Source organism: Yeosuana marina (genome assembly GCF_011762485.1).
In the GTDB taxonomy this organism is placed as follows: domain Bacteria; phylum Bacteroidota; class Bacteroidia; order Flavobacteriales; family Flavobacteriaceae; genus Yeosuana; species Yeosuana marina.
On record NZ_JAAKGI010000003.1, the window covers coordinates 22474 to 39056 of the forward strand.

Sequence of the window (16583 nt, forward strand, 5' to 3'; positions counted from 1 at the left end):
TAGCAGAAATTCTATTCAAAGATGTTGCTTCAATTAAAAGAATGTTAAGCAAAATTTAAAAATATGATTTACGTGCTTATTGGAATAGGTTTTCTTTTTGTTACAATTGGGTTTATTGTAACAGAGAACAATGCGAAACATCTTCTTTCCGGATATAATACAATGAGTGAAGAAGACAGAAAGAAGGTTGACATCAAAGCATATATCCCTTATTTTCGAAATTTTCATATTTTTCTAGGAATATCACTGGTGATATTTGGGACTGCCTTGACCTATTTAATCAATGAAAATGCTGGTGGTATATTCTTAGCCGTTTATCCTATTCTTGCTTATATATATTTTATAACAGCAGATTCAAAATATTCAAAAGGACCTCGCACAAAATGGAAGAAAATTGGGATTGTCCTATTTGCAGGTACACTACTTTTTGTTATTGGACTTTTGGGATACGGATTTAAAGAAAACGAAATAACCTTTGATTCGGAGAGCATATCATTTAATGGAATTTATGGAGAGACTCTCACTAAAGCTGAAATCCAAAGTATTGAAATAGTCAAAGAATTGCCTAAGATCACTTTAAAGACAAATGGATTTGCACTTGGAACAATAAATAAGGGATATTTCAAAACAGAAAATGGAGAAGTCGTGAAACTGATTTTAAATTCAGATAATAAACCAGTGATCTTATTTACAAAGACTGACGGCAAGAAAATTTATTATTCAGCTAAGGATAAACCAAATGAAAAAGTATTGGATGAAATGAGAATAACATTGCCTAACAAAGTCGGGTATAAGAAATACAGTTATTAGTTAATAAAGGTTTTTTTGCAAGGAAAAAAATAAGATAGACCGTCGAAAAATAAATCAAATAACTGATAAGGTATGAGAAGACTAATCTGATAGAAATAAGAGCTCTGAATAAACTTGATAGGGGTGTGTATCCAATGAGAATATAATCGGAAACTTTTGATAGGTCATTAATACAAAAGGTCATAAAAGATTAGTAATACGATAGTGCTTCTATATCCGATCGAATAAAATGAACTTAAATGTTAAAGCTTGTTTTTTTAATATACTTACTCGTTCTTAAAAAGTTAAATCATATTAATTAAAATACTATAAGATGATGTCAAAACACAACTCTAAAATTATAATATTGAATACAAGCGCAAAATATTATCTACTAATATCTATGTTTTTGATTTCAGTGTCGCTTATTGCCCAAGATAAAAAGAAATATACTGCTATTTTTGAGAAAGTAGTTAAAGTTATTGACGATAATGATTTTAAGCATTTCCAGCCTTATTTAGCTTCAGATTTTGTAATAGCTGGCCAAAAGGGTATGATAGCTAACATGATTTTAGAACAAATGTTTCCTCAATTGAACGAAACGGTCTTATCATATAAAAAAAGAGGTTAAAAATTAAATAATGGAATACTGGAGATTAATTATGATGTTCAATATTAGACGAAAGGAAATAGAACCGCAACAATAAAGTGTAATTCCAATAACAAATTAGTCGAATTTTCTTTAACTGAAACCATGCAAGTAAAAACCATGAGTGGAAATTCTGAAATCCACGCTAATATTGAAGATGAAATTAAGCAAAGTGGAAATCTTATTGTTGTTGAGGTACTATTAAACGGTGTTTTGAGACCTTTTATAGTGGATAGTGGGTCATCGACTTGTTTTAAATTTTGTATACGTAGAAGAACTAAATACAAATCAGGAAGCAACTTCAATTTCAAATTCAAGAGGTATTAATGGTAGTCTTTCAGGTATGAATATTTCGAAAGTTGGTTCACTAAGTTGGGCTAGAATGGCATTAACTGACGGAGATGCGTTAACGATGAATCTGGCTCATTTAGAAACGGAATTAGATACGGAAATTTACGACCTCATTGGATATGACATGCTTAAGAATTATGATGTGTTACTTGACTACCGAGATAAAGAAATGGTGCTTATAAAACCAGATTATTTTAACTCTTACAGGTCTAAATAATTAGCTAGGAAAAGTATTGAAACAGTTTCGTTTAATTTAAATCGCCATATTCCTATTTTAGAAACTAAAGTAGGCAAGCAAACTTTGAATTTAGCCGTTGACACTTGTGAAGAAAGTAATTTGTTAGATGAAAATCTATATGTAAATCTTAAGGCACAATTAAGTAATGAAAAAACATATTATCTTATAGGTGCAGATAAAGTTTCTAAGAGAGTGATAACTGGCGAATTGAAAGAGTTACATGTAGGAAGCAATAAATTTAAAGATTTGATGACAGTTTTTAATGATATCACCCATTTTAATTCTGGCTACAGCCTCAATGTCGATGGAATTATAGGATATGAGGTGTTATCAAAGAATATAGTCGTTATAAGCTACGACCGTAAAGAGCTAATATTTATTAATTAGGCTTAATAATTTTAAATGATCAGTGGTTTGGTAAACTTTTGAAAATGTGATTTTTTTAAGCGAAGACGACATTTTTAGTTATCTATAAAATAAATATTATCGTCTCAAAAAACTAATTTGATACCTTATTTCATAATAAAAAATAATCAGTCATACCATATTTCATATTTTTGATTTATGGTATTGATTTATGGTATTGATTTATGGTATTGATTTATGGTATTGATTTATGGTACTGATTTATGGTACTGATTTATGGTACTGATTTATGGTATTGATTTATGGTATTGATTTATGGTAATAAAAACGTTAAAAATTTATTGTTTATTTTTTTAATATATACAATTTACAGCTGTTCCACTTTAAAACCTGTGACTTCACAAGAGGGTTTTAAAATACTTTCTGAGAATAAACTTAACCAGCTTAAAGGAAGCTATTCTAGACTACCAATTTCAGGTAGAGATTCTGATACTTCTGATTTGTTCTGGAATTTTTATTTAAGAGGTCATGATAAAGGTGATAATGATTTTGTAACTCTTGACGTTATTGACCAAAGAAGAATCAAAGTTTCTCTAATCCACAACGATAGTATTGTTAATTCAAAAATTTTAAAAGGTCGTTTAAAAAATAATCGCTTCGTTTTTAATAGACGAACAGTGATCTATCCTTTTTTACTAGCGAATGTTTATAAAGATAGTAAGGTAAGAATAGGGTTGTTGAATAATAACAATTTAAGCGTAGACTGTAAAATGACAAGTTTTTCAACTTGGCTTATTTTACCATCATATGATTCAAATAAAAGTTCTGGTCAATATGAGAAATTAAACATTAAAAAGAACAAGGACATTTTGAAATATGACAACCAATAATCTAATCTTTAGCATACCATTCCTTATAAAGAGTAGCAAAGCATATAAAAATATTTCAATTTAAAATCGATATGAAAATATTTGGAATCAATATGAAAAGATTATTAACCACAACACTTTTATTATCTACACTGTTAGCATCTTCTCAAGAAACTTTAAAATCTTCGGATATATCGCAATATGCATATCCATTTGAAATTAGCAATAAACAAATAGTTGGTAAAGGCGCTGATACTCTTATAACGAAAATATCTAAAAGCCAATTTTTTCTATTAGGTGAACAACACTTTTCACCACAAATATCTGAACTCACTGAAGCTTTAATCCCAGAATTGAAAGATTCAGGTTATAAATATTTTGCGGTAGAAACTGGACCACATAGTGCTAAGAAGATAACTGATATTATAGAAACTAAAGAGTCTTTATTTGATTTTAACGCTCAGTTTCATTCAACATATAAGAGTATTCCGTTTCCTTTTTTTGATGGTATTAAAGACGAAGTTTTTCTTAAAAAAGCATTGAAAAAGGACTTTGTTTTTTGGGGAATTGACCAAGAATATCTTTCATCGCATTTATTTCTTATAGATGACATCTATGACATATCTAAAAATAAGAATGACATAAATGTTCTTTATTTAAAAGCTAAACAATACATCGAGAATGAATTTAAGAAATATAAAGAAAATGAGGGTTACGGTATGTTTAATAATCTTCTAAAATCTGAAATAATCAATACTTTTTTCAAAAAATGTAAGAATAAAAAGCAAATAGAAATCATTAACGATTTAAGAATATCTTGGAAAATTTACGCTTTATATGAAACAAAAGATTATTTGGAAAATACCGATTTAAGAATGCGTTATATGAAACAAAAATTTGGTGAGAATTATTTTAATTCACTCAAAGAAGATTCACATCCAAAAGTTGTTGTAAAAATGGGTTCAATGCACTTGGCTACTGGAAAAAATTGGCTTAATATCTATGATTTAGGTAATGCCATTAAAGAGTTATCCTATCTCAACGGTACTAAATCAACGTCTGTAAATTGTTTTGCCCGATATTGGATAGGTGATGATGGTAAAACGTATGATTATCTTAACAAGGCAAGTGGAAAGGATTATCAACTCGTTCTAGAACTTGCTCAAAAAAATAAATGGGTGCTTATAGATTCTAAACCTATTCTTGACTTAGTAAGAAAGAGAAGAATTGAACTGAACAAAAATCTTCAGATTTTACTTTCAGGTTTCGATTATGTTTTATTCTCACCTACAAAAACTATAGTTAAACCTAATTTTTCTAACTAAAAATGAAAATATCAATTGCATTCTAATCTACTGACGAATGCGATATGTACAAACTGAAAAAAAATTTAAGAATCAAATTAATACTTATGAAACAATTGACTAAAATACTGTTTTTGGTAACTGTAGTCGGACTTACAAGTTGCAGTCCAAAAATCACTTCAAATTTCACTAATCCACAACCCAAGCTATCAATTGATGAAAAAGTAGCACTTTTGGATATTGAACACAAGTTGCCTGAAAACATAACGAAAGTTGGTGATTTAAGATTCCAAGACTCTGGATTTTCTACCGATTGTAGTTTCAATAGCTTAATGAATAAAGCAAGAATGGAGGCAAGAAAAAACGGAGCAAACATCGTAAAAGTCGTAAATAAAAAGAAACCTAATTTATGGAGCAGTTGCTATAGGTTGAAAATTGAACTTTATAAATATGATGAAGATGTTTCCTCCATACCACAATACGAATTAAAACTTGACTAAACTTTAAAATCAAATAAATGAAAAGTATTATTAAATCTATCTTAGTTTCATCTGTGCTCTTGCTTTCAAGCTGTGCAACAATTATTTCAGGTTCACGGCAGAGTACAGAAATTACTTCTGAGCCAAGTTCTGCAAAAGTTTATATTAACGAAGTCGAAGTTGGAAAAACACCAATACAGAAAAACCTAAAAAGAAATCAAGAATATAGTATAATATTAGAGTTAGATGGATACGAAACATATAAAACTAAATTGGAGAAAAAATTCAACGCTTGGTTTATTGGAAATATCGCTTTAGGTGGATTAATAGGAATTATAATTGACCCGATAACTGGAGCAATGCATAAATTAAAACCAGAAGACATTGATGGAAGTCCAAAAAGAGGAACAACGTATGATACAGAAAATGGAAAGTTATTCATAAAGGTAAGTATGGATATTGACCCAATTTCAGAAAAAATCGGACAATTAAAAAAATTAAAATAAATTCAGCACATAGTTATTGCTAGCCTTTTTCAACTGATGAGAATTCGCTGGGATTTTCAGTTTGGTTGTAGTTGCAAATTTGAGGGTTAAACCACGGAATTACTCATAGTCGGAATCGATAAACCGAATTGTAATAATTAAATATGAAAATCACCAAAAACAAAATAATATTAAAATTCCTAGTTATTCTATTTGGGTTATGGATGTTTCCATTTCCTCTGCAATACATACCGATTTTATCAAAACTTGCTGAATGGTGGAGCGAACTCTTTCAATATATAGTTCTTTTTGTAGGGAATAGCTTCTTGTCATTAGAAAACGAATTAACTATAACTAGAAGCGGTAGTGGCGATAAAATGTATGATTATGTTCAATTATTCACCATTTTACTAATAGCCTTTATAGGAACATTCATCTGGACTTTAATTGATAAAAATAAAGGAGAGGATAGGAGGTTAAACTATTGGTTTTGGGTGTATTTGAGATATAATTTATTTGCTATTATGTTAAGTTACGGATTGGCAAAAACGTTTCCTTTACAATTCCCAGAACCATCATTTAGTAGATTAATTACAGAGTTTGGCGATATGTCACCTATGGGATTAGCCTGGAGCTTTATGGGATATTCCAAGGGATACGTTATTTTTTCAGGTTTTATGGAGGTGATAGGTGCTTTATTACTTCTTCATAAACGAACTGTATTTCTTGGTGCAATGATTTTAATAGCTGTGACCATAAATATTTTGGCTCTTAATTTTTTGTATGATATTCCCGTTAAGCTTTATTCTGTTCGCTATCTTATGTTGGCTTTTTTGATTGCATCACCTCAACTAAGGAAAGTAATATCCTTATTTATTACCAATAACAAGATTGAACCCTTTCAATTTTATAGTCCATTTAAAAAAGCAAAATGGACTCGTGTTAAAAATATTAGTAAGTGGTCATTGCTTTTTGTTTTTGTGATATCACAAGCCTATCCAAATTATCAACATCTATATTCCGCATATGGTCCTTTAGGTGATAAACCTGATCTATATGGTTTGTATGACATTGAAAAATTTAAGATTAATGGTGAAGAAAGACCCCCTTTATTAACCGATTCTTTAAGATGGAGATATATCATTTCAGAATTTGAAGGAAGAGTTTCTATCTACTCAATGGATAAAAAAAGACAATTTTATCGTTCGAAAGTTGACACTATAAACAATCAAATTACACTGAGTCGTTACAATGATACAATTTCTAAATATGTTTTTAATTATATTAAAACAGACTCAACTTTGGTTTTAGATGGTGTTTTAGAAAAAGATACTATCTATCTGAAATCAAAAAGATATACAAAAAAAGACTTTCCATTGATGAATAGAGAGTTCAATTGGATACAAGAATATCCCTATAATAGATAATTTAAATAAAAATAATAATGAAAAAGTATTTTTTAATTGTTAGTCTACTTTGCTTAAGTCTAAACTCTGCTGCTCAAGATTTAGAAAAATGCGGTTTAGATAATAACCCATTTTTAACAGAAAATGAAGCCGTATTCTTGAATAAGTATTTTGAAGAGTATGGTATTGATTTCAAAGGTAAAAAGGTTGCTTTTGTTACTGGTTCTTCAGGTACTTTAATACGTGACAAGGAAATGTTTTTTAGAGACGTAAAAATGTGGAATGAACATAATGATAAAATTTCAGCTCAAGCAAGGACTTTGACCAACGAAGAAAAGAAAAAATCCGGAGAATATGACATCATAATTACATTTTGGGTAAAGCAATTTACCGAAAGACGGATGCGGAAAATACTGAGAGAATTGGATGAAATAGAACACAAAGTTGATAAAATCAGGAAAGGTTTTCTTCCGTAATGAAAATTGTGTCTTGGAAATTATTGCTTAAATGAGTAATCACTTTTTAAAATCCATTTTTAAGGAAGAAAGTTTTAAACCAGAAGAACTTAAACTAGTCTTAAATCAATTTGAACCCGTTGAGTTTAAAAAAAATGAATCTTTAATACATTATGGTAAAGTTGCAAATTATTATTTCTTTCTAGAAGAAGGCTTTGCACGCTCGTTTGTTATTGATACGTCGGGTAATGAAGTTACAACGAAATTTTTTTCAACTAATGATATTGTAATAGATTGGAACTCTTACTTTTTTAAAGTTCCTAGTCAAGAGTCTATCCAAGCAATATGTAATTGCAAATGCTGGAAGATTACTTTTGCCAATTTTATGAAGCTCTTCCATATAAATGCTTTTAGGGAAGTAGGGAGAACACGTTTAATACAGGATTTTTTTGAATTAAAAAGCCATTCGGTTTCTATGATTGCTGATCAGGCAAAAGATAGATATTTATTTCTTCGTAAGGAGAAACCTGATATAATCTGTAACGTTCCTCTTAAATATATAGCAAGTTATTTAGGTGTTACAGATACATCCCTCAGCAGAATAAGAAAGGATATAAAACTATAGTTATTCAATATGAACTTTTTTACAGACCAAATACCAAAGTGGATTTCGTTACTTTTTTTAATATTGATATTTGTTCCTGTATTATTGATTGCTAGTCGAGCTTATAAAGCGGCACCCGATGAGAGCCGTAAATTTAATAGACAAGCAGCAATTTTGATTATAATCTTTTACGCGGTTTATTTCTCTGCGGTAATTTTTGCAAGTTATCAGGGAGTTTTCAGTGAGCTTTCGCTTCCACCTACCATAATCGTTTATACCACGTTCCCACTTTTGGCATTCTATTTACTCATTATTTTCAATTTAAAAACCTTCAAAAGAATTGTACATTTCGTTTCGGTAGAAAAACTAATCCACCTACATATATTTAGATTGATAGGTGGGTTTTTTATTATCCTTTATTACTTTGATGCACTTCCTAAAACATTTGGATTAATTGCAGGATGTGGTGATGTTACTATAGCTTTATCAAGCTTAGTAGTTGCAAAATATTATAAAAATCAGAAGAAAATAGCTAAAGAACTTGCCATTATTTGGAATACTCTAGGACTAATTGACATAATTGTTACCTCTGGTATGGCGATTTATTATACTAAGTTAAGTATAGTTACAGGTATAAAAGGTGTTTTCATCCTAACCGAAATTCCCTTTTGCTTAATACCTGCTTTTGCACCAGCCACTATTATAAGTCTTCACATCCTTATTTACAAGAAATTTTTATGAAAATAATAGATGAAAAAAATATAATATTTACAACAGCAAGATTAATTGTTAGAAAATTAATCTATAAAGATTCAGATAGTTTTTTTGATATGCAGAGTAACCCCAGTGTAATGAAGTATGTCAAAAAACATATGAGCAAAAAGGAAAGTGATGAAGAATTAAGGCGCTTTATTGATTTTTATGATGATGAAACGCAATTTTTTAATATTTGGGCAATTATTGATAATAATCAGAATAGATTTTTAGGTATATGCGGTGTATATTTAAATAATTATATGGAATACGAGTTAGCAATTAGATTAAGAGAGCAATACTGGGGCCAAGGATATGGTAAAGAAATTGCTAGACATTTAATCTCTCATTGCTTTACTTTAATAGACAACACTACAGAATTGGTTGCTTATGTGGATTCTAGAAATTCAGGGTCAATAAAAATTCTAGAAAACCAAATGCAACTCATAAAGGAGTTTTACTCTAATAAAACTAAAACTTTTGAAAAATTGTATAGGGTAAAAAGAGATAACGAGTCATCTTGAAAGCCTAATTGTTAATTTAAAGTTCATTTCTTGTCATATGACAAGAATAAAAGCTTTTCCTAAATATAGATTTGTGTTGTATTAATTTTAAAAAGTAAGAAAATGAAAAACACAAAAGAGTTTATGATGTTGTTTAGGTATTCACCAGATTTTGATTATCAACCATCACAAGAAGAAATGGAAGCTCAACATCAAAGTTGGGGAAAATTTATAGGAGAACTTGCCATATCCGAAAAGTTAGTTAGTACACATCAGTTAGGATTTGAAGGAATGGAACTTAAAGCAGATTTAACCTATAATAAAGGGATAAAGATCAGTGAGGGGCAGACTGTTGGTGGTAATCTAATTGTAAAAGCAAATTCGGAAACTGAAGCTTTAGAAATAGCAAAAAAATGTCCAATCCTAAATATGGGAGGGACTGTAGAAATTAGAAATACCATTCCGATGGACGCTTAATAATTAAATAGTATAAAAATGAAATTAAAGATGGTTCTAACAGTTATTATTGTCGCCGTAATTGGCCTCTTGGCATTTGGACTTTACAAGGCCAACAGTTTAAAGAAAATTAATATCAAAAAAAGCGTTGTTGTTAATGTTGATAAAGAGACAGCCTTTAATATGGTAAGATATCTAGAAAACTTTCCAAAATGGTCGCCTTTTTTAGAACAAGATCCTTCTCAAAATTACCAAGTAAAAGGTGTTGATGGAGAAGTAGGTGCACAGTACCACTGGGAAGGTAATGGAGGTAAAGATTTGGGATATCAAGAAATTAAAATAATAAAGCCAAATAGTTATATTAAAATGATGTGTGACATTCAAAAACCTTTTGTAGCAAAACCAACTTTTGAATACAGTTTTGAGAAGGTTTCTAATGGAACAAAGATTAATCAAGATTTCAATCTTCAATCTGGTCTAGTAGATTCATTTTTTATGTGGGTTTTTGGAGCAAAGAAAGAAATGGAAATGACTAATGAAAGAGGTATGGAGTTGTTAAAAGAAGCACTCAATTAAAAATTTATTTAAGTAATGGATTAATAGAAAAGTCTCAAAGCATTTTTTTGAGACTTTTTTCATAGCGAAGAGACTCGGATTATCTGCTAGTTAATTAGCTTGCTACTAGCTTATGGCAGACATCAGTTAAAGAGCGTTGATTTGACAACATAGAACTTGTAACAATTAGTTTTTTTATCAGTCATTACACAAAACAATTAAAATGAGATTAATTACAATAGTTCTGTTTTTATGTATTTGTTACTCATCTTTTGGACAGCGAACAAAAATTATAAAAGCATTTAAGCACCATTCCGTTATATTGAAGAACGACACAATAAACTATCATACATATTCCAAAAAAAATATCGATTCAACAAAAAATTTGTTGCTTTATATTCAAGGCTCAAAAGCTATGTCCCTATATCAAACAATGGAAGAAGATGGAAAGACATATGTGGGGACAGTTGTTCCTATTGATTTTAACCTTTTACCTGATGATTATCTACTCGTGGTGATTTCTAAAAAGGGTTTTCCCTTTATAACAGAAATGGATAAAGAATTCACCGTTCCGAGAGCATATTACGAGAATCAAACGTTAGCCTACAGATCTTTTCAAGCTAATCAGGTAATTAATGACATAACTAAAAATTATAAAAATCAGTTCCAAAAAATTATGGCTCTTGGACACTCTGAGGGTAGTGATGTTGTGGCGAAATTGGGAACGATAAACAAAAAAATAACACATTTTGGATATTGGTCGGGTGGTGGAAACACACAGTTTATGGACTTTGTAACTTTCATAAGGAAAGACGTTGATAAAGGCAACTTGACCGAAGAACAAGCCAAATTAAAAATCGATTCTTTATTCGTCGATTTAAAGGATATAATGGCTAATCCAAACGCTACGGACAAATTTTGGCAAGGAAGTACTAATAGTTATAAAAGATGGAGTGGATTTTCTGAGCCACCGGTTGAAAACTTATTGCAAATTGAAAAGCCAATATTTGTAGCTATAGGAACTAAAGATCAAGCTGTGGCACTTGAATCAGCTTACTTAATTCCAATAGAGTTTATAAGACATAAAAAGGATAATTTAACGTTTAAAGTTTATCCGCATTTAGACCACGTATTTGGAAAAGAAATAGAAGATGGGAAATTTGAAGAACATTTGAACGATGTATTTGTGGATTTTTTAAATTGGGTAAATGGAGAGTGAAAAATTAAGTTTTTTTTGAAAAAAGAATGATAATTTCCTTTTCTTTCCAATGGTGAAAAAAATTAAAACAAAAGTCTCAAAAAAATGTTTTGAGACTTTTGTTTTTTTAAAGGTTTATTGTAATCTATCCTAAATTTCTTTTTTTGTAAAAATTATTATCGCAATGAAAAAAACATACTCTAACATCCTATTATTGCTATTTAGCACCCTTTCATTATTCTCTCAAAATAATCAAAATACTGAAGTCCTAGAAAAACCTCAAGTTGCACTATTAGGTACTTTTCATTTTGCCAATACTAATGATTATGCCGTAATTAAAATGGATGATTTGTTCACAAATAAACGACAAACAGAACTTGATGAATTAATCGAGAAACTGAAAAAGTATAATCCAACCAAAATAATGATTGAGTGGGAACCAAAGGAAAAAGATTCTGTTGATAAAGAATTGAAAGCTTATTTAAACGATGAATTTGACATACAAAATAAAAGAAATGAAGTTTATCAAATAGCTTTCAGGTTGGCTAAAGATACTGGTATTAATGAATTATACCCAATAGATTATCAATTAAATCTTGGTGATGCAGAAGTAGGTAAATTTTTGGAAAATAATGATACGCTAATGCAGAAATTTAATGCAATTATTAATAATGCTGTAGAATTTGCTCAATCAGAAACTAAAATACTGGGAAAAACGGATTTGGTGTCCTATTTCGAAAGGATGAATTCAGAAGAATTTGATAATAAGAATAAAAATTTCTATCTCGACAAGTTGTTGACTTTATCTGAGGAAGCTGGAAATCCAGTAGCAGAATATGTTGCAAACTGGTATAAGAGAAACTTATTTATTGTTAATAGAATTGAAAACCACTTAGAATCCGACGATAGAGTTTTGGTGCTTATTGGTTCTGGTCATAGAGCCATTATGAAAGACTTTTATAAAGATAGAGACGAAATAGATTATATTGAAATTGAAACGTTTTTGGATTAGACCTGTGTTAAAAATACAGAATGTTGTATTAGTGCTGGTTAGTCTTGTTTTATTGTCATGTAATCTCACAAATTTGCACAATATTAAAAATGACTACCGCTGGAAAAACAAGAGTTTAGAAAGTAATTTATATTATAGTTTTCATTTTAGCCCTGAAGTGATAAGAGATTATAGTGACGATTCTTGGTTTTTAAAGGATTATTTTAATTATACATTAGTGATTAAAAAAATTGAGAAAACGTTGATAAAGAAGCTTCATAAAAGAAATTTTATTGTTGAATTTACTCAAGAACTCGATAATTCTATAATTATTGATTCTCTAATATTAAAAGAAGTTGTGCAACATTTAACGCAACCAATAGAACATTTTTGCATCTACTAAAAAAATAAAATGTATGTCAAAATATATAATTAGATTAATAATATTAGCACCAATTTTAATGGCTTTTGAGTGTGAAGATGATGATACTACAGGCACTTTTGTTTTTAATGATTACAAAATTAATGTAACACCCCAATATTCATTTTCAATAAATGATACCATTTGGATAGATGGAAAAGTATCTTCTATGGCTTTCGACACTGCAATTAACGATTCTATATTCCCTGGCTGGTCTCAAGGAGATCATATTTCAATAATGAAATTCATACAACCAACACAATCATCTAATTGTAAAGACGCAATCGACAATTTTGAGTTAATAACTGAATTGGGTAACATATCTTTTTTACCTATTTGTGAAAACGGACAAATGACAATACAATCTGAAATAAATACTGATAGTTTAAATTACAGCTATAGAATTGGATTAAAAGCATTGAATATTGGAGACTTTGTATTGAGTTGGAATAATAGTTCTGTGACCAATACGAATAGAAACGAATATATCCTAGACGACTACCCTCTAGAATTTCACCCTAATCAATTAGGTTTTAATAAATGTGGTAAAGTATCGTGGAGATTTGTAAATGAATCTGATAAAGAATTTTATTTTAAAGTAGAATAAAAAACGTTGCACAACAATGGCTATAAGTAATTGCTTGTTCTCGCCTACTTCTGAAAATCCGCAAGGATTTTCAGTTAGGTGTGTACTTACAAAGTTAAGTGCTAATATACGCAACTACCATAGCCGATACCGATATTGAAATGGTCAATGTATATAACCCCGAAGAAAATGACAACTTAGGAGACCATGAAGAGTATCATGTTAATATAGGTATTTTTGGTAGACTTAAATTAAATGAAAAGGTTTTTTCAATTATAAAAAAATATGAGTTTACATCAACACCAAGAGAAGGCTACATTTTCAAGAATATGATTGCCTATGATAACAGCACAGTAAATCTAGATAAAGTACTTAATAACTTGGTTAATTCCTTTAGTTACGAGTGCTATAAAGTTGTAAATAATTTGACATATTCAAATGACTAATTTCCAAACATTTTCATCAATAGTAAGCGAACATATTAAACTTAATAAACACCTGTTTTTAATTTAATATAATAGTCATTAAGATTGTCTTTTTGAGATGTATAAATCATTAAAAAAAATAATCAAAATTGGGTTATCCTTTTTAGGTTTGGCAATACTGCTAATCTTAATACTAGGTAAAACGCAATTAGGAAACTTAGATAAAATTGGTAATTACTCAATGCCATTTATTGAAATAGGTGGAGAGAAAATCAGATTTATTCAAAAAGGAACTGGAGAAGATATTTTATTTATACATGGAAGTCCTGGTTCTATTGAAGATTGGATAAAACTTATCGATACGTTATCTCATAATTATAGAGTAACTGCTTTTGACAGATTTGGTCATGGCCTTAGTACTTCTAATAATTATAACTATACTTTAGGAGATAACGCTACACTAACAATAAATCTAATCAAAGAGTTGAATATAGAGTCACCATTGATTATTGGGCATTCTTATGGTGGTTCTGTAGCTTCTTATCTGGCAGCTAATAATTCAGTAGATGATGCGGAGTATATAATTATCGATTCGCCATTATACGAGTACGATTCTAAAATTATGTATTCTGTTATTTCCTCAGATATTTTTGGAGAAGGCATCTCTGTATTCGCCTCTCTTACATTTGCGAAAAATCAAATTCACAACTCTTTGGAAGAAATTTTTGAGAATTTAGATAAGACTACCTCTGAAGATTTAATAAACGAAAGAAAGTTAATATGGTCTCAGCCTAAAGTTATTTACTCGAAAGCTAAAGAAGCAGCTAATTATGATAAGGATTTAAAAAAGATCTCAAATAAATACAAAAATATTAATTCTAAAATTACTATAATCACAGGAACAGATTCAACTAAAACTTTTAGAAATAATTGCCTAAGACTTCATAGAGATTTAAAATCAAGCGAATTTATTGAGCTTGAAAACACAGGACATTATATACAGATAGACAAGTTCAACGAAATAGTAAAAGTTATAAATGAAAATTTTAGTCTCAAAATAAACTTTTGCGACTTTTACTTTAATTAAAGAACTATTCGTTTTATTAAATATTAATATTCTTGTCAAATAAAAGTAGAATAATGACTATACGAATAACTTTAATTTTTGTGGTTTTAGTCTCTATGACCAAATGTTTAAATGCACAGACCATTAAAGAAACCGACAGTATCTATAAAAAATACTTCATAGGAAGTACTTTTTTTATGCTGGGTAATTTTGCAGAAAAAAACAAACCAGATTTTGTTCAACTCAATTTTGGTTACAGAATTACACCAAAAGATGTTGTTTCCATTGAATTAATAACTTGGAAATATGCTTGGTCACTTGGTATACCCTATGGTGATACTCTAGAGGCACCAGAAGAGGAATTTCCTGGGTATATTAGAGAATATGGGATTGCATTTGCTTATCAAAGATTTTTTTACAAAGGCTTTTACGGAGCGATTCATGTTATGAATGCTAGACAGACTTTTGTAGATGAAAATGGCGATAAAATAAAAAACGGATACCAAATGTTTAATACTTACAGATTGGGCTATCAATTTAGATTTTTTAAGAATAAATTTTTCATAGAGCCATCAATTGGAATGACTCATAGACCAATCCGTACTAAGATGCCAAGTGGTTTCGCTGAATTAGATGACAAATGGCCTCGCTATTTTATAGGAGAACCAGGACTTCATTTTGGGTTTAACTTTTAAAAATTTCTTTTAAGAAGAGAGTATAATTTATATTGAAAACATTAAAGATAAATTATAATTTCAAAAATCTAAATTAACTATTTCGGTAATTATAATTTCTCTATCGACCATATATTGAATCCGCTATTGGACGCGTGTAACAAAACGAGTTATAACTCGTCTTGTTAAAAAATAGAATTATGTATAAGCTAAGAAACAAGATTTGGGCTCAAATATTTATTATTTATACGAGATATTTAATTGGTGGTGCTTTTGTATTTGCCAGTTTAATTAAAATAAAAGGTACTCGCTTTACAACAGAAAGTGGTGAATTCAATCCCATAAACAGCGCATGGCATTTTTTTGAGACGATGTATCAATCTGGTCTTTATTGGCGGTTTATTGGAATAGGTCAATTAATTGCGGGTTTTCTTCTTATGACACAACGTTATTCTAAATTAGGTGCATTAGTCAATCTACCAATAATATTAAATATTTTTATAATAACATTGTCATATTACTTTGCTTATACACCTGTCCTAACTGGTCTTATGCTTTTTGCCAATTTAATGTTGATTCTATGGGATTGGGGGGAATTAAAAATTTTATTCAATTTAAAGCCAAGTTATGATAATCGTTTAAGATTTGAAAACAATTCTATTTGGCAATGGATTGGACTAATGCTTTTCTCATTTACCTTCATCTATCGTGCTTTTGTAGATAAATATCATATAGGTCTCTGGTTTATCACTTGTTTTCTTATTGGACTGATTGGTTTTATTGTAGGCCTTTACCAAAATAGAAAATCTAAAAGTAAATCAGCTTAAAAAAGTCAAGATATATTACTATCAGCTCTTTTTCGATTATTATTGGTATCAATTAATTAAAATGATACCATTCTAATTAGCTGTAGTTTCTAGATGTGTATTTGTAATATTAGATTTGAGCACAAACTTACAA

At 29.5% G+C, this 16583-nt stretch carries 23 protein-coding genes; all 23 read left to right on the plus strand.

All coding sequences use genetic code 11. From position 1 onward, the window contains the following. The first annotated feature begins 63 nt into the window (after window positions 1–63). The 23 genes from G5V56_RS04700 to G5V56_RS04810 all read left to right on the plus strand — a co-directional run bounded on the left by G5V56_RS04700 (window position 64) and on the right by G5V56_RS04810 (window position 16450). Window positions 64–810 carry a DUF3784 domain-containing protein gene (locus tag G5V56_RS04700; RefSeq protein WP_166962255.1) on the plus strand — a complete coding sequence of 249 codons (747 nt, stop codon included), beginning with the start codon at window positions 64–66 and terminating at the stop codon, window positions 808–810. Between the two features lie 313 nt (window positions 811–1123). Continuing rightward, entirely contained in the window at window positions 1124–1420 is a 297-nt protein-coding gene (locus tag G5V56_RS04705) for a hypothetical protein (RefSeq protein WP_166962258.1), read from the plus strand. A 253-nt stretch (window positions 1421–1673) separates the two neighbouring features. Continuing rightward, window positions 1674–2006, plus strand: coding sequence for a hypothetical protein (locus G5V56_RS04710; RefSeq protein ID WP_166962262.1), 333 nt, complete (start codon window positions 1674–1676; stop codon window positions 2004–2006). 54 nt (window positions 2007–2060) lie between these two features. Further along, the gene (locus G5V56_RS04715; RefSeq protein WP_262886844.1) at window positions 2061–2414 is read left to right on the plus strand and encodes an aspartyl protease family protein; all 354 of its coding nucleotides are present in this window, start codon (window positions 2061–2063) and stop codon (window positions 2412–2414) included. A 371-nt stretch (window positions 2415–2785) separates the two neighbouring features. Beyond that, window positions 2786–3283 (plus strand): hypothetical protein, encoded by a 498-nt coding sequence (locus tag G5V56_RS04720; protein ID WP_166962268.1) that lies wholly within the window; start codon window positions 2786–2788, stop codon window positions 3281–3283. A gap of 92 nt (window positions 3284–3375) precedes the next feature. Continuing rightward, window positions 3376–4587, plus strand: a complete 1212-nt coding sequence (locus tag G5V56_RS04725; RefSeq protein ID WP_166962271.1) for a hypothetical protein — start codon at window positions 3376–3378, stop codon at window positions 4585–4587. An 86-nt stretch (window positions 4588–4673) separates the two neighbouring features. Next, a complete protein-coding gene (locus G5V56_RS04730) occupies window positions 4674–5066 on the plus strand; it encodes a hypothetical protein (protein ID WP_166962274.1) in 393 nt (130 codons plus the stop codon). Window positions 5067–5083: 17 nt separating this feature from the next. Further along, window positions 5084–5551: a PEGA domain-containing protein gene (locus tag G5V56_RS04735; RefSeq protein WP_166962277.1), complete on the plus strand. Its 468-nt coding sequence runs from the start codon at window positions 5084–5086 to the stop codon at window positions 5549–5551. A 143-nt stretch (window positions 5552–5694) separates the two neighbouring features. Beyond that, window positions 5695–6957, plus strand: a complete 1263-nt coding sequence (locus G5V56_RS04740) for a hypothetical protein (RefSeq protein WP_166962280.1) — start codon at window positions 5695–5697, stop codon at window positions 6955–6957. 17 nt (window positions 6958–6974) lie between these two features. After that, window positions 6975–7412, plus strand: a complete 438-nt coding sequence (locus G5V56_RS04745; RefSeq protein ID WP_166962283.1) for a hypothetical protein — start codon at window positions 6975–6977, stop codon at window positions 7410–7412. Between the two features lie 31 nt (window positions 7413–7443). Next, window positions 7444–8016, plus strand: a complete 573-nt coding sequence (locus G5V56_RS04750) for a Crp/Fnr family transcriptional regulator (protein WP_166962286.1) — start codon at window positions 7444–7446, stop codon at window positions 8014–8016. A gap of 9 nt (window positions 8017–8025) precedes the next feature. Then, on the plus strand, window positions 8026–8736 hold the full coding sequence (locus G5V56_RS04755) for a hypothetical protein (protein WP_166962289.1): 711 nt from the start codon (window positions 8026–8028) through the stop codon (window positions 8734–8736). Continuing rightward, the gene (locus G5V56_RS04760) at window positions 8733–9272 is read left to right on the plus strand and encodes a GNAT family N-acetyltransferase (protein ID WP_166962292.1); all 540 of its coding nucleotides are present in this window, start codon (window positions 8733–8735) and stop codon (window positions 9270–9272) included. Before G5V56_RS04755 ends, G5V56_RS04760 begins: the two co-directional genes overlap by 4 nt. Before the next feature lie 102 nt (window positions 9273–9374). Continuing rightward, complete coding sequence (locus G5V56_RS04765) at window positions 9375–9728, plus strand: YciI family protein (RefSeq protein WP_166962295.1); 354 nt, start codon at window positions 9375–9377, stop codon at window positions 9726–9728. An 18-nt stretch (window positions 9729–9746) separates the two neighbouring features. Continuing rightward, window positions 9747–10283, plus strand: coding sequence for an SRPBCC family protein (locus G5V56_RS04770; protein ID WP_240911223.1), 537 nt, complete (start codon window positions 9747–9749; stop codon window positions 10281–10283). 394 nt (window positions 10284–10677) lie between these two features. Beyond that, on the plus strand, window positions 10678–11481 hold the full coding sequence (locus G5V56_RS04775) for a dienelactone hydrolase family protein (RefSeq protein ID WP_166962298.1): 804 nt from the start codon (window positions 10678–10680) through the stop codon (window positions 11479–11481). A gap of 163 nt (window positions 11482–11644) precedes the next feature. Beyond that, window positions 11645–12472, plus strand: a complete 828-nt coding sequence (locus tag G5V56_RS04780; RefSeq protein ID WP_166962301.1) for a DUF5694 domain-containing protein — start codon at window positions 11645–11647, stop codon at window positions 12470–12472. Between the two features lie 73 nt (window positions 12473–12545). Further along, window positions 12546–12854, plus strand: coding sequence for a hypothetical protein (locus G5V56_RS04785; protein ID WP_166962304.1), 309 nt, complete (start codon window positions 12546–12548; stop codon window positions 12852–12854). 13 nt (window positions 12855–12867) lie between these two features. Next, the gene (locus G5V56_RS04790; protein WP_166962307.1) at window positions 12868–13479 is read left to right on the plus strand and encodes a hypothetical protein; all 612 of its coding nucleotides are present in this window, start codon (window positions 12868–12870) and stop codon (window positions 13477–13479) included. 98 nt (window positions 13480–13577) lie between these two features. Further along, complete coding sequence (locus tag G5V56_RS04795) at window positions 13578–13904, plus strand: hypothetical protein (RefSeq protein ID WP_166962310.1); 327 nt, start codon at window positions 13578–13580, stop codon at window positions 13902–13904. A 97-nt stretch (window positions 13905–14001) separates the two neighbouring features. Further along, complete coding sequence (locus G5V56_RS04800) at window positions 14002–14970, plus strand: alpha/beta fold hydrolase (protein ID WP_166962313.1); 969 nt, start codon at window positions 14002–14004, stop codon at window positions 14968–14970. 53 nt (window positions 14971–15023) lie between these two features. Next, window positions 15024–15644 carry a hypothetical protein gene (locus G5V56_RS04805; RefSeq protein ID WP_166962315.1) on the plus strand — a complete coding sequence of 207 codons (621 nt, stop codon included), beginning with the start codon at window positions 15024–15026 and terminating at the stop codon, window positions 15642–15644. A 179-nt stretch (window positions 15645–15823) separates the two neighbouring features. Continuing rightward, complete coding sequence (locus tag G5V56_RS04810; protein ID WP_166962317.1) at window positions 15824–16450, plus strand: hypothetical protein; 627 nt, start codon at window positions 15824–15826, stop codon at window positions 16448–16450. The last annotated feature ends 133 nt before the right edge of the window (window positions 16451–16583 follow it).